The following is a 12798-nucleotide window of genomic DNA, read 5'->3' as shown; positions in this document are numbered from 1 at the left end:
GATGATGTTCGCGTCGGGATCGACCAGCTCGCGGATGTGGTTCGCGGCCTCGTCGACTTCCATCAGGCGCATGTCCTCGCCGCCGGTGATCGAGATGATGACGCCCTTCGCGCCCGCCATCGACACGCCGTCGAGCAGCGGGTTGGCGATCGCCTTTTGCGCCGCTTCCAATGCGCGGCCATCGCCTTCGGCTTCGCCGGTGCCCATCATCGCCTTGCCCATCTCGCGCATCACGCTGCGCACGTCGGCGAAGTCGAGGTTGATGAGGCCGGGCATGACCATCAGGTCGGTGATGCCGCGCACGCCCTGCTGGAGCACTTCGTCCGCCATGGCGAAGGCTTCCTTGAAGGTCGTGTTCGGATTGGCGATGCGGAACAGATTCTGGTTGGGAATGACGATCAGCGTGTCGACATGCTGCTGCAGCTCCTCGATACCGGCATCGGCGGCGCGGCCGCGGCGATTGCCTTCGAAGCTGAACGGCTTGGTGACGACGCCGACGGTGAGGATGCCCTTGTCGCGCGCCGTCTTGGCGATGACGGGCGCGGCGCCGGTGCCGGTGCCGCCGCCCATACCGGCGGCAATAAAGCACATATGGGCGCCGTCGAGCGCCTTTTCGATCTCGGCGATTGTTTCCTCGGCGGCGGCCTTGCCGATCTCGGGACGCGAGCCCGCCCCCAGGCCCTGCGTGATCTTGAGGCCGAGCTGAATCTTCTGGTCCGCCTGCGACGCGTTGAGCGCCTGCGCGTCGGTATTCGCGACGAGGAAATCCACGCCCTGAACATCGCTGTTGATCATGTTCGCGATCGCGTTGCCGCCCGCGCCGCCGACGCCGATCACGCTGATCCGGGGACGAAGCTCGTCAACTTCCGGACGAATGAAATCGATGCTCATCTGGCTGACTCCCCTGTGCTCTCGGCGCCCCCACGAAGCACCTCCATGACTCTTTTGCACGATGCGATTCGCGCGCGGAAGCAAAAAGTTAACGACACCACAATTTTTCCTAATAGTTGCTTTTGAACAATGAGATCAGGCGCTGCACCATGTTGCCGTCCTCGCCCTTCCGCACGGTCCTGTCATTTCCTCCGAGGCGCCTCAAATCCAACTCGTCCGAGGCCGCGAACAAGGCGAGCCCGGCCAAGGTCGTGAACGCCGGGCCGCCATGCGCTTCGGGCAACCCGGGGAGCTTCGGCCGGCCGACACGGACGGCGCGGCCGAGCACGCCTTGAGCATAGTCGGCCATGCCCTTCAGTTCCGAGGCCCCGCCGGTCAGCACAACCTGCCTGCCGAACGGCCCGGCGAAACCGAGGCCCTTCAACGCGCCGGCAATTTCGCCCATCAGCTGATCGAGCCGCTGGCGGATGACGGCGATGAGCTGCGCGCGGGTGATGCGCGTCGCCTCGGCCCCTTCGTCGGCGCCGGCGATCGGAGCGATGTCGATCATGTCGTGATTGTCGCGCGGGGAGGTCGTCGCCGATCCGTAGAAGCATTTCATGCGCTCGGCTTCGACCCGGCGGGTGCCGAAGGCCGAGGCGATGTCGTCGGTGATGTCGATGCCGCCTATGGCCAGCGACTTGAGGCCGACTAGCATGCCGCCGGCGAAGACCGACACGTTGGTGACGCCCGCGCCCATTTCGACGAGCGCGACGCCCAGTTCCCGTTCCTCTTCGCTGAGACAGGCCCGGCCCGCGGCGACCGGCGAGGCGACGATCGCGGAGACGCCGAGATGGGCCGAGCGGACGCAGAGATCGAGATTGCGGACCGGCGACGGCTCGGCCGAGATGACGTGAATGTCGACGGCGAGCTTGTCGGCATGGAGGCCGAGCGGCTTCTTGACGCCCTGCAAGCCGTCGAGCGTGTAGAGGGCGGGGAGCGCATGCAGGATCATGCGGCCCACCGGGTTGATCGAATCCCGGCCGGCGACGAGCAAATTGTCGATGTCCGACTTTTCGATCTTGCGCCCACCGATGCCGACCTCGACGCTGGCGACGGTGCTGACCAGCCCGCCCGCGGAAAAGCCGACGAAGGCGTTCTCGACATTGGTGCCGGCGATCCGCTCGGCCTGCTCCACCGCCTCGCGGATGGCGGCTTCCGTCCGCTCCATGTCGGCAACAAAGCCGCGCTTGACGCCGCGGCTCTCGCGCTGGCCGGTGCCGAGGATGCGAAGCTCGCCCGCCTCGCCCGGCTCCGCGATCAGGGCGGAGACCTTGGACGAACCGATGTCGAGGGCGGTAACGAGCTTGCGGCCCGGGGGCTGCGGCATCCTCCTGCTCAATTCCCGCCCCTCATATGCCGGCCCCTCATATGGTCGTCGCCGCGTCGATGGCGGGCGCGGCGGGCGCCGCGGCCTCCAGTTCGGATACGGTGCTGCCGGGGACGTCGGACACGCGGACGACGATCTTGCCGGGAATGCGCATGTCGAACCGCACGAGGCCGCGCCCCAGGAGCTGGGCCGCCTTGTCCATCCGCGCGAAATGGGTGAGCGCCTTCCGTGCCGCCTCGACGCCTTCGGGCAAGGCCAGCGTCTCCCCCGACTGGAACCTTATGTCCCAACGGCGACCGCCAACCCAGGTGGCGCCGGCGAGCAGCGGCCTCAGCTGCGGCGTGTCCGCGAACAGCGCGATAAGCTCTTCGGCGTGGTGGTTAGCGGCGGGCCCGATGACCAGGGGCAAGTCCGGCATGGCGTCGAGCTCGACATCCTGGAGCACGACGCCGTGGCGGTCGATGAGCGCGAGGCGCTGGTTATGCTGCCAGATCGCGGCCGGGGTGCGCTCGACGATATCGACCACCAAAGTGTCGGGTAGGCGGCGCGAAACGCGCGCCTCCTCGACCCAGCCGAAGCGGAGCAGACGCTCGCGCGTACCATCGAGGTCGATCAGCGGCATCGCCATCGATTGCTGGTCGAGCGCGACCGCATAGACCGGCAGCCGCTGCATGCGTTCGAGGCCCTTGATCTCGACCCGCTTCACCGAAAATCCGGCCTCGCCGATCGCCCCGCCCACCGTCCAGCCGATCATCCGGGGCACGCCCGTCGCGACCGCGAAGGCGAGGCCTATGGCGAGAATCATGCCCAGAAGCAGCCAGAAGCCGATGCGGCGGAGGGCCGCGTCGCTCAGCGGCAGTGTGTCGACCGTTTGCTTGCCACGCCCCTTGCCCCGCGCGGGCGCCTTCGATCTCGGCCGGGGTTTCGCCGCGGAGGAACCTCGGGCGATCCGTGCGCTCATCCATCGCCTCCCTGAAGAGCTTCCTCGACGATCCGCTGGACCAGGTCGGCATAGGACATGCCGCGATATTTCGCCTGTTCGGGAACGAGGCTGAGCGGGGTCATGCCGGGCTGGGTGTTCACCTCGAGAAGATAAAGGCCCTCAAGGCCGCGCTCGTCGTCCCAGCGGAAATCGGAGCGCGAGGTGCCCTTGCAGCCGAGCACCCGGTGAGCCTTCAGCGCCATATCCATGGCGGCGTCGCGAATGTGATCCGGGATTTCCGCCGGACACACATGCTGCGTCAGGCCGTCCGTATATTTCGCATCATAATCGTAGAAGCCCTGCGTCGGTTTCAACTCGGTGACGGCGAGCGCCTCGTCGCCCAACACCGCGACGGTCAGCTCGTGGCCCTTGATGAAGGGTTCGGCGAGCAGGCGTTCGAAATTCTGCCAGGGGCCAGCCACGTCGCGGCCGATGGGATTGCCGTAATTGCCCTGGTCGGTGACGATGGCGACGCCGACCGACGAGCCCTCGTTGACCGGCTTCAGCACATAGGGCCGCGCCATCGGGTCCTCGCTGTGGAGAGTCTCGCTCTCGACGATCCGCCCTTCGGGCATGCGGATGCCGTGCGGCACCAGCACCATCTTGGTAAGCTCCTTGTCGATCGCGATGACCGACGTCTCGACGCCGCTATGGGTGTAGGGAATCTGCATCAGGTCCAGCATGCCCTGGACCGTCCCGTCCTCGCCCGGCGTTCCGTGGAGCGCGTTGAAGACGACATCGGGCCGGATCGCCGCCAGCACCTGTGCGACGTTGCGGTCCATGTCGACGCGCGTGACCTGATGACCGAGGCTTTCGAGCGCGTCGGCGATGCCCTCGCCGCTCGACAGCGAAACCTCCCGCTCGGCCGACCAGCCGCCCATCAGCACCGCGACATGGAGTTTAACCTTATTCATCTGCTACGCCCTTCTACGTCACCCTGAACTTGTTTCAGGGTCCACGCCGGAGCTGCCTCGAAGCTCGAAGATGGATGCTGAAACGAGTTCAGCATGACGAGGGAGCGGTTGCCGCGATTCACTTCTTTTTCCCCACCCGCTGTATCTCCCACTCAAGCTCGATGCCGCTGTGCTCCTTGACGCGGCGGCGCACTTCCTCCCCCAGCGCTTCGATGTCGGCGGCCGTCGCCTTGCCGAGATTCAGCAGGAAATTGCAATGTTTTTCCGACACTTGGGCGTCGCCGACTGTCAGGCCCCGGCAACCGGCGGCGTCGATCTCCTTCCAGGCCCTGGTGCCGGGCGGGTTCTTGAAGGTCGAGCCGCCGGTGCGGCTCCTGAGCGGCTGGCTCGCCTCACGCTCGGAGGCGATGCGGTCCATCTCGGCGCCTATGACGGCGCGCTCGCCCGGCACACCCTGGAACAGCGCTTCGACAACGATGGCACCTTCCGGCACTTCGCTGTGACGATAGGTATAGCCGAAGCGTTCGGCCGGCCAGGTTTCGACTGTGCCGTCGCGCAGGACCAGCGTCGCCTCGACGAGGATGTCGGAGACTTCGCGGCCATAGGCGCCGGCATTCATCCGCACCGCGCCGCCGGCCGTGCCGGGAATGCCGCGCAGGAATTCGAGGCCGGCGATGTGCGCGTCGCGCGCCTTGCTGGCGACGGTGATGCCCATCGCGCCGGCGCCGGCGCGGACGCGGTGGCCCGGTTCGATATGGACATGGGCCAGCGCCTTGGGCAGCCGCACGACCACCCCGGGCACGCCGCCGTCGCGTACGATGAGGTTGGAGCCGACGCCGACCGGAAGGACGGGGACGGACGGATCGAGGTTGCAAAGGAACCGGGACAGGTCCTCGACGGTGGCCGGCCGCACCAGCCATTCGGCGGGCCCGCCGGTGCGGAACCAGATGAAATCGGCGAGCGAGCCACCGCGCTCTACCGCGCCGTCCAAGGCGGGAATGTCGAGGCTCGCGGTGCTCATCGGCACAGCCTCGCGTCGCGGATGCAATCCGCCAAACCGGCGGCCCATTTGGTGATGTCACCGGCGCCGAGGCAGATGACCATGTCGCCCGGGGCGGCGATGTCGCGAAGCTGGCGGGCGAGATCCTGATGGTCGGCGACGCCGGCGACCATGCGGTGGCCGCGTTGCTTGAGACCCTCGACCAAGGCTTCGGAATCGACGCCGTCGATCGGCTCCTCGCCCGCCGCGTAGACGGGCGCGACATAGACGATGTCGGCGTCGTTGAAGGCGCCCTGGAAGTCGTCCATCAGGTCGCGAAGGCGGGTGTAGCGGTGGGGCTGGACGACGGCGATCACGCGACCCTCGGCGCCTTCCCGGGCGGCGGCGAGGACGGCTTTGATCTCGACCGGATGATGGCCGTAATCGTCGATGATGGCGACGCCCTCGACCTCGCCGACCTTGGTGAAACGGCGCTTGACGCCGTGGAACTTGTCGAAGCCGTGGGCGACGATTTCGTCCGGAATCCCCATCTCCAGGGCCACGCCGATCGCGGCCAGCGCGTTCTGGACATTGTGGCGCCCCGGCATAGGCAAGCTCACGCCCTGGATGAGGCGGGTTTCGCCGGCACGATCGCGCACGCTGACATCAAAGCGGTTGCCCCCGGGAAAGGGCTCGACATTCTCCCCGCGTATGTCGGCCTGGGCGGCGAAGCCGTACGTCAAGACTCGGCGATCGCGGAGGCGCGGGATGATCGTTTGGACCTCGGGGTGATCGACGCATAGGAGAGCCGCGCCGTAGAAAGGCACGTTCTCGACGAACTCGACATAGGCGTCCTTGGCGTGCTCGAAGCTGCCATAATGGTCGAGATGCTCGGGATCGATGTTGGTGACGACGGCGATCGTGCCGTCGAGCCTTAAAAAGCTGCCATCGCTCTCGTCGGCCTCGACCACCATCCAGTCGGACTTTCCGAGCCGGGCGTTGGAGCCATAGGCGTTGATGATGCCGCCGTTGATGACGGTGGGATCGATGCCGCCCGCGTCGAGCAGGGCCGCGACCATGGAGGTCGTGGTGGTCTTACCGTGCGTGCCGGCAATGGCGACCGTGGCCTTGAGGCGCATCAGCTCGGCCAGCATTTCGGCGCGGCGGACGACGGGGATGCGGCGCTCATAGGCCGCATCGACCTCCGGATTGCCCCGTTTGATAGCGGTCGACGTCACGACCACGGCGGCCTCGCCGAGATTGTCCGGATCATGGCCGATGGCGACGGGGATGCCCTGCTTACGGAGGCCCTCGACGACATAGCCTTCGGCCACGTCCGAGCCCTGCACCTTGTAGCCGAGGATGTGCATCACCTCGGCGATGCCGGACATGCCGATGCCGCCGATACCCACGAAATGGATGGTGCCGATGTCGGTGCCGACACCCCTCATGCCATCGCTCCGCCGGTCGGAACCGGGCGAAGGGCGACTTCCTCGGCCCCCACGAACGCGGGCGTCCGTCCCATGCGCTCGACCAGGTCGGCGAGGTCGCGGGCGGCATCCGGGCGACCGCAATCCCTGGCGCGCTCGGCGGCGTTGGCGAGCGCCTGCGGCTCCAGGCCCAGCTTCTGCATCTGCTTGGCGAGCTCGACGGGGGTGAAGGCGGACTGGGCGATCATGCGGGCGCCACCGCTCCGCGCCATTTCCCGGGCGTTGTAGCTCTGGTGATCGTCGGTGGCGCTAGGGAGCGGGATCAGGATGGCGGGGCGGCCCGCCGCGGTCAGCTCGGCGATGGTCGAGGCGCCGGCGCGGGCGATGACGAGATGCGACCAGGCGAGCCGTTCGGGAAGGTCGGGCATGTAGGTGGCGAGGTCGGCGGGGATGCCCAGGTTGGCATAGCGGGCGCGAACCTCGTCGATATCCTCGGCGCGGCATTGCTGCGTCACCTGGAGGCGGCGGCGGAAATGCTCGGGCAGCATGGCGAGCCCGTCGGGAACCACGCTGGAGAGGATGGTCGCGCCCTGACTGCCGCCGGTGACGAGGATGCGGAAGACGCCGTCCTCGGTGAGCGCGGGGAAAGGCTGGTCGCGGAGTGCCAGCACCTCGTCGCGCACCGGATTGCCGACGAGATGGACCTTCTCGCCATGGCGCGGCGAGAGGCGGTGCACGTCCGGATAGGATGTGGCGATCGCGTCGACCCGCCCCGCGAGCAATCGGTTGACGCGGCCCAGCACGGCATTTTGCTCATGGACCAGGGTCGGGATGCCATCCCTTTGCGCGGCGAGAAGGGCCGGCAGGGCGGGGTAGCCGCCAAAGCCGACCACGGCGGACGGACGGAAGGTCTCATAAAGGCGCGAGGCCATGGCGCGGCCGGCGAAGATGTTCTTCAACGCCTTGATCCAGCCGATCGGACCGCCGCCGAGACGCCCGGCGGGGAGGATATGGACCTGCACGCCCTCGAACAGGCCGGGGATGCGGGCGCCGCGGTCATCGGTGACGAGGGCGACGCGGTGGCCGCGCGCGATCAGCTCCTCGGCCAGCGCATGGGCCGGGACCATGTGTCCGCCGGTACCTCCGGCCGCGAGGACATAGTGCCGCGAGATCATCCGCCGCTCCATTTCACCACGTATGGGGAGCGATGGAGATAAGGGTTGCGGCGCGTGAAGGCGAGCAGCAATCCCATCCCTACCGCCAGCGCGATCATCGACGATCCGCCATAGGAGATGAACGGCAGGGTCATGCCCTTGGACGGGGCGATCTGGACGTTGACGGCCATGTTGATGAGGGCCTGGAGTCCGAACTGGCAGACGAGCCCGGCCGCGGCGAGGACGAGGAAGCTGTCCTCTTCGTGCAGCAGCTTGATGAGCACGCGCGCGACGATGGCGAAATAGAGGATGGCGATGGCAAGGCAGGCGATGAGGCCGAACTCCTCGCCGATCACCGAGAAGATGTAGTCGGTGTGCGGCTCGGGCAGGCGGAACTTGTGGGAACCGGCGCCGGGTCCAACGCCGAACATCCCGCCGGCCGTAAGCGTCATCAGCGCACTGTCCGTCTGATAGGTGTCGGTGACCTCGCTCGCGAACAGGAAGGCGTCGATCCGCTCCGTCGCGACCGGGTAGAAGAAGTAAGCGAGGATGACGCCGGCGATGGCGGCCATTCCCAGGATGGCGAGGATCCGCATCGACACGCCCGACAATGTGAGCAGTACCACCCAGATCGCGGCGAAAATGATGGTCTCGCCGAAATTGGGCTGCTGCATCAGGAGCAGCGCAACGATGCCGGTGAGGAGGCCCGTCAGCGGCACGACGGGCAACCCCTTGTCCTTGTCCCGGAGCGACAGCAGCCAGGCGAGGCTGACGATGAACAGCGGCTTCAGGAACTCCGACGGCTGGAACTGGGCGAAGCCGAAGCCGATCCAGCGGCGGGCGCCGTTCACTTCCTGCCCGAGGATGGGCGTGAGGAAGAGGAGCACGGTGAAAATGACGGCGCCGGCGATGCTGAGGCGGCGCGCCCTCTCCTTGGGCAGCATGGAAACGGCGACCATCACCGGGACCGCGACGATGATCCACATCAGCTGCCGGTAGAAATAATAGAGGGGCGCGAAGGTGACATTGCCGCCCGAATAGCGCGCGCCCGCCGCCGGCGAGGCCGCCGCCACGGCGATGAGGCCGATCGAGATCAGCACCGCGACGAGCAGTAGCAGGACACGGTCGATCTCCCAGAACCAGCGGCCGAGCGCGCTTCGGTCCGACCGGCCGAGCCGGTTCGCCATGGCGCTTCGAATGCTGTCGTGAACCGTGCTCATGACGCCGTCCTCATGCCAGGGCCTCCACCGCCACGCGAAAGGCGTCGCCCCGCGCCTCGAAATCCCGGAACTGGTCGAAGGACGCGCAGGCGGGCGAAAGCAGCACCACCTCCCCGGGCTTCGCCGCCTCGGCCGCCGCATTCACCGCCTGGGCCAGCATCTCGCACTGGCTGACCGGAACCTTGCCCGACAGCAGCTCCGCGAACATCGGGCCTGCCTCGCCGATCGTGTAGGCAGCCTTCACGTGGCCGAGGAAGGGCTCGCAGGCATCGAGGTCGTCGGACTTCGCCAGCCCGCCCAATATCCAGTGAACCGCCGGATAGGCCGCCAGGGCGGGGGCCGTCGACGTCGGGTTGGTGGCCTTGCTGTCGTTGACGAAGAGTACGCCGTTTCTTTCCGCTACCCGCTCCATGCGGTGCGGAAGTCCCGGATAGGTTTCGAGGCCCCTGGCAACGGCTTCATCGTCGACGCCGAGAGCCCGCGCCACGGCTATCGTCGCCGCGACATTCTGCGCATTGTGGGGCCCTTGCAGCGAGGGCCAGCGCGACTGGTCCTTGATGTCCGTGGAGGCAACGAGAACACGCTTGCCGCCCGCCTGGGCAGCGATGGCGCGGGTGTAATCGTCCTCGGCGGCGATGACGGCGACATTTTCCGGCGACTGCATCAGGAAAAGCCGCGCCTTGGAGGCGGCGTAACCATCGACGCCATCATAGCGGTCGAGATGGTCCGGCGTGATGTTGAGCAGCACGGACACATCGCAGTCGAGGCTGTGCGTCAGGTCGATCTGGTAAGAGGAAAGCTCCAGCACATAGACGCCGCCTTCCGGAAGCGGGTCCTGCCCCAGGATCGGCGCGCCGATATTGCCCGCCATCGTCGTCGGAACGCCCGCGGTTTCGAGAATGTGGTGGATGAGCGCGGTCGTCGTCGACTTGCCGTTGGTGCCGGTGATGCCGACGACCTTGTGCTGCGGAAGCGAGGCGCGCGCCTGCGAGAAGAGCTCGATATCGCCGATCACCGACACGTTCGCTTCCTCGGCCCGCTCCGCGATCGGGTGGCGGTTGAGCGGCACGCCCGGCGAGACGACGATCCCGTCCAGCCCATAGAGAGGAGTCGTCATCGGATCGGTCACCTGGGCCTTGTCGGCGACCGCTTCACGCGCCTCCTCGCGGGCGTCCCAGGCGATGATCCGGGCGCCGCTGGCGGCCAGCGTCTCGACCGCCGACAGGCCAGATCGGGCGAGGCCGAGGACGGCATATTGCTTGTTCCGGAAGGCGTCCGACGTGATCATCGCCCTCCTCCTTCGTCACCACGGCGGAAGCCGGGACCCAAGAGCACCAACGCCCGAGTTCCTGGTTCCCGGCTTTCGCCGGGATGACGGGAAAGGAAGGCGCCCGAGACGATCATCTCAGCTTCAGCGTGGAGAGGCCCGCGAGCGCGAGCACGAAGCTGATGATCCAGAAGCGGATGACGACAGTCGGCTCGGACCAGCCCATCTGCTCGAAATGATGGTGGATCGGCGCCATCTTGAACACGCGCTTGCCGGTGCGTTTGTAGAAGAAAACCTGGATGATGACCGACAGCGCTTCCAGCACGAACAGGCCGCCGATGATGGCGAGCACGATCTCATGCTGGGTCGCGACGGCGATGGCGCCGAGCGCGCCGCCGAGCGCCAGGCTGCCCGTATCGCCCATGAAGACGGCCGCCGGCGGCGCGTTGAACCAGAGGAAGGCAAGCCCCGCCCCGATGATGGCCGAACATAGGACGGTGAGGTCGCCCGCCCCGAGGACATGCGGGATTCCCAGATAGTCGGCAAAGATGGCGTTGCCGACGAGATAGGAAATGACGAGGAAGGCGAGGCTGGCTATGATGACCGGCATGGTCGCGAGGCCGTCGAGACCGTCCGTCAGGTTGACCGCGTTGCCGGCCCCCACCACGACCACGGCGGCGAAGGGGATGTAGAACCAGCCGAGATCGACCACTGGTCCCTGGAAGAAGGGGATATAGAGATCGGTGCCCGTCCCCTGAACGATGATCCCGCAGCCAATGCCCGCGACGAGGAACTCGGCCAGCAGGCGCACCTTGCCGGAGACGCCCTTATGGTGGCGCTTCGTTACCTTGTCATAGTCATCGAGGAACCCGATCAGGCCGAAACCGACGGTAATGAACAGGCAGGCCCAGAGATAAGGGTTGGAAAAATCCATCCACAGGATCATCGCCACCGAGACGGAGGTCAAAATCATGAGCCCCCCCATTGTCGGCGTGCCGCGCTTGGCGAGGTGGCTTTGCGGGCCGTCGTCGCGGATCGGCTGGCCCTTGCCCTGGCGGATGCGCAGCCAGCCGATGAACCTGGGGCCGATCAGCAGGCCGAGTAACAGGGCGGTAGCGGTGGCGGCACCCGCCCTGAAGGTGATGTAGCGGATGAGGTTCAGGATCCCTACGAAATCCAGCTGTTCGGCAATCCACAAAAACATCAGCTTTTCCCGCTCGCCAGCGCCTCGACGAGGGCGGCAAGTCCCATGGAGTTCGATCCCTTGACGAGTATGGCGTCGCCCGGCCCGATGGCTTCTTCGAGCGGTTCCAGGGCCGACGACGCGTCGGGCACATGCGTCATTTTAACCTTTGCGCCAAGGACTTTCGCGAGCGGCGCCATCTCTTCGCCGACCAGGATGACGTGATCGACACAGGCGGCCTCGATCGGCTCGGCGAGACCGACGTGGAAGGCGTCGGACGTCTCGCCCAGCTCTTTCATCGAACCAAGGACGGCGATGCGGCGGCCGGCAACCTTCTCCGCCCCCAGGGTCTTGAGCGTCGCCCGCATCGAGGCGGGATTGGCGTTGTAGCTTTCGTCGATGAGCAGGGCCGCGCCCCCTTCGACATCGATCCGGTGGCGCTCTCCCCTGCCCTTCAGGCCGGTCATGTCGGCGAGCGCGAGCCCCGCCTGGGCGAGATCGCCGCCCATCGCGTGCACGGCGCCGAGAACGGCCAGCGCGTTCGACACCCAATGCTCTCCGGGCTGGGACAAGGTGAAGGTGATCTCGGAATCCGGCAGAATCGCGGTGACGAGCGTCCCCGCGCCCGACATGACCATGGCCTCGCGCGCGCGGATGTCGGCGCCCTCGCCCAAGCCGAAGGTCAGGATCGTTCCAGCATGCGGTCCGGCGGCGGCGATCAGCCGGCCGCGGTGAGGACTGTCGAACGGCACGAGCGCCGTGCCGCCTTCCTCCAGCCCCTCGAAAATCTCGCCCTTGGCGTCGGCGATTTCCTCATCGCTTGCGAAGAAGGCGCGGTGGGCGGGGGCGATGGCGGTGACGATCGCGACATGGGGGCGAACCAGCCGTGTCAGCGCCGCCAGCTCGCCCGGCGCGCTCATCCCCATTTCGAAGATGCCGAAGCACGTCTCGCGCGGCATCCGTGCGAGCGAGAGCGGGACGCCGGTGTGATTGTTGTAGCTCTTCACCGAGCGATGCGCCTTGCCGGGCGCGGCGCGGTCGAGGGCGGCGTAGAGCGCCTCCTTCGTGCCGGTCTTGCCGACCGAGCCGGTGACGCCGGCAATTCGAGCGTTTGTGCGGACACGGGAAGCCCGGCCGAGGTCGTTCAGCGCCTTCACGGTATCGGCGACATGGACGTGAGGCTGGTCGATCTCCTCGCTGACGATGGCGCCGGCGGCCCCTGCCGCGAAAGCCTGGCCGAGAAAGCGATGGCCGTCGGTCGCCTCCCCCTTCATCGCGATGAAAAGGTCGCCTGCCGTGATCTCGCGGGAGTCGAACGCCACGCCATTCGCTTCAAAATCGCCATGAACAAACCCGGCGGTGGCGTCAGCTATCTCAGAGGCGGTCCAGAGAGAATTCATGCCAGCATC

The 12798-nt window shown here is 66.8% G+C and carries 11 protein-coding genes; all 11 read right to left on the bottom strand.

Annotated features, from left to right (window positions below; translation table 11 throughout):
* The coding region (ftsZ, locus tag VIR62_RS02115) for a cell division protein FtsZ (protein WP_431868287.1) at window positions 1–891 on the bottom strand (891 nt) is incomplete at its 3' end.
* Between the two features lie 109 nt (window positions 892–1000).
* Entirely contained in the window at window positions 1001–2260 is a 1260-nt protein-coding gene (ftsA, locus tag VIR62_RS02110; protein ID WP_431868286.1) for a cell division protein FtsA, read from the bottom strand.
* Between the two features lie 37 nt (window positions 2261–2297).
* Window positions 2298–3221 carry a cell division protein FtsQ/DivIB gene (locus VIR62_RS02105; RefSeq protein ID WP_431868284.1) on the bottom strand — a complete coding sequence of 308 codons (924 nt, stop codon included), beginning with the start codon at window positions 3219–3221 and terminating at the stop codon, window positions 2298–2300.
* Window positions 3218–4156: a D-alanine--D-alanine ligase gene (locus tag VIR62_RS02100; RefSeq protein ID WP_431868282.1), complete on the bottom strand. Its 939-nt coding sequence runs from the start codon at window positions 4154–4156 to the stop codon at window positions 3218–3220. The genes VIR62_RS02105 and VIR62_RS02100 overlap by 4 nt, the downstream gene beginning before the upstream one ends.
* 118 nt (window positions 4157–4274) lie before the next feature.
* Window positions 4275–5177: a UDP-N-acetylmuramate dehydrogenase gene (gene murB, locus VIR62_RS02095; RefSeq protein WP_431868281.1), complete on the bottom strand. Its 903-nt coding sequence runs from the start codon at window positions 5175–5177 to the stop codon at window positions 4275–4277.
* Window positions 5174–6586: a UDP-N-acetylmuramate--L-alanine ligase gene (gene murC / locus VIR62_RS02090; RefSeq protein ID WP_431868279.1), complete on the bottom strand. Its 1413-nt coding sequence runs from the start codon at window positions 6584–6586 to the stop codon at window positions 5174–5176. Before murC ends, murB begins: the two co-directional genes overlap by 4 nt.
* The gene (murG, locus tag VIR62_RS02085; RefSeq protein WP_431868278.1) at window positions 6583–7740 is read right to left on the bottom strand and encodes an undecaprenyldiphospho-muramoylpentapeptide beta-N-acetylglucosaminyltransferase; all 1158 of its coding nucleotides are present in this window, start codon (window positions 7738–7740) and stop codon (window positions 6583–6585) included. The genes murC and murG overlap by 4 nt, the downstream gene beginning before the upstream one ends.
* Complete coding sequence (locus tag VIR62_RS02080; protein ID WP_431868276.1) at window positions 7737–8939, bottom strand: FtsW/RodA/SpoVE family cell cycle protein; 1203 nt, start codon at window positions 8937–8939, stop codon at window positions 7737–7739. Before VIR62_RS02080 ends, murG begins: the two co-directional genes overlap by 4 nt.
* A 10-nt stretch (window positions 8940–8949) precedes the next feature.
* The gene (murD, locus tag VIR62_RS02075; RefSeq protein ID WP_431868274.1) at window positions 8950–10227 is read right to left on the bottom strand and encodes a UDP-N-acetylmuramoyl-L-alanine--D-glutamate ligase; all 1278 of its coding nucleotides are present in this window, start codon (window positions 10225–10227) and stop codon (window positions 8950–8952) included.
* Window positions 10228–10339: 112 nt separating this feature from the next.
* Complete coding sequence (gene mraY, locus VIR62_RS02070) at window positions 10340–11410, bottom strand: phospho-N-acetylmuramoyl-pentapeptide-transferase (protein ID WP_431868272.1); 1071 nt, start codon at window positions 11408–11410, stop codon at window positions 10340–10342.
* Window positions 11410–12789: a UDP-N-acetylmuramoyl-tripeptide--D-alanyl-D-alanine ligase gene (locus tag VIR62_RS02065; protein WP_431868271.1), complete on the bottom strand. Its 1380-nt coding sequence runs from the start codon at window positions 12787–12789 to the stop codon at window positions 11410–11412. The genes mraY and VIR62_RS02065 overlap by 1 nt, the downstream gene beginning before the upstream one ends.
* Between the last annotated feature and the right edge of the window lie 9 nt (window positions 12790–12798).

Source organism: Allosphingosinicella sp., assembly GCF_036570505.1.
Lineage (GTDB): Bacteria > Pseudomonadota > Alphaproteobacteria > Sphingomonadales > Sphingomonadaceae > Allosphingosinicella.
The sequence above is the reverse complement of the archived record's forward strand: the minus strand, read 5'-3'. Positions and strand labels throughout refer to the sequence as shown.

Bases quoted from the DNA above. Each gene is read 5' to 3' on its own strand.
- ftsA (WP_431868286.1), bottom strand. From the start codon at position 2,260: ATGCCGCAGCCCCCGGGCCGCAAGCTCGTTACCGCCCTCGACATCGGT.
- VIR62_RS02080 (WP_431868276.1), bottom strand. From the start codon at position 8,939: ATGAGCACGGTTCACGACAGCATTCGAAGCGCCATGGCGAACCGGCTC.
- murB (WP_431868281.1), bottom strand. From the start codon at position 5,177: ATGAGCACCGCGAGCCTCGACATTCCCGCCTTGGACGGCGCGGTAGAG.
- mraY (WP_431868272.1), bottom strand. From the start codon at position 11,410: ATGTTTTTGTGGATTGCCGAACAGCTGGATTTCGTAGGGATCCTGAAC.
- murC (WP_431868279.1), bottom strand. From the start codon at position 6,586: ATGAGGGGTGTCGGCACCGACATCGGCACCATCCATTTCGTGGGTATC.
- VIR62_RS02065 (WP_431868271.1), bottom strand. From the start codon at position 12,789: ATGAATTCTCTCTGGACCGCCTCTGAGATAGCTGACGCCACCGCCGGG.
- murG (WP_431868278.1), bottom strand. From the start codon at position 7,740: ATGATCTCGCGGCACTATGTCCTCGCGGCCGGAGGTACCGGCGGACAC.
- murD (WP_431868274.1), bottom strand. From the start codon at position 10,227: ATGATCACGTCGGACGCCTTCCGGAACAAGCAATATGCCGTCCTCGGC.
- VIR62_RS02105 (WP_431868284.1), bottom strand. From the start codon at position 3,221: ATGAGCGCACGGATCGCCCGAGGTTCCTCCGCGGCGAAACCCCGGCCG.
- VIR62_RS02100 (WP_431868282.1), bottom strand. From the start codon at position 4,156: ATGAATAAGGTTAAACTCCATGTCGCGGTGCTGATGGGCGGCTGGTCG.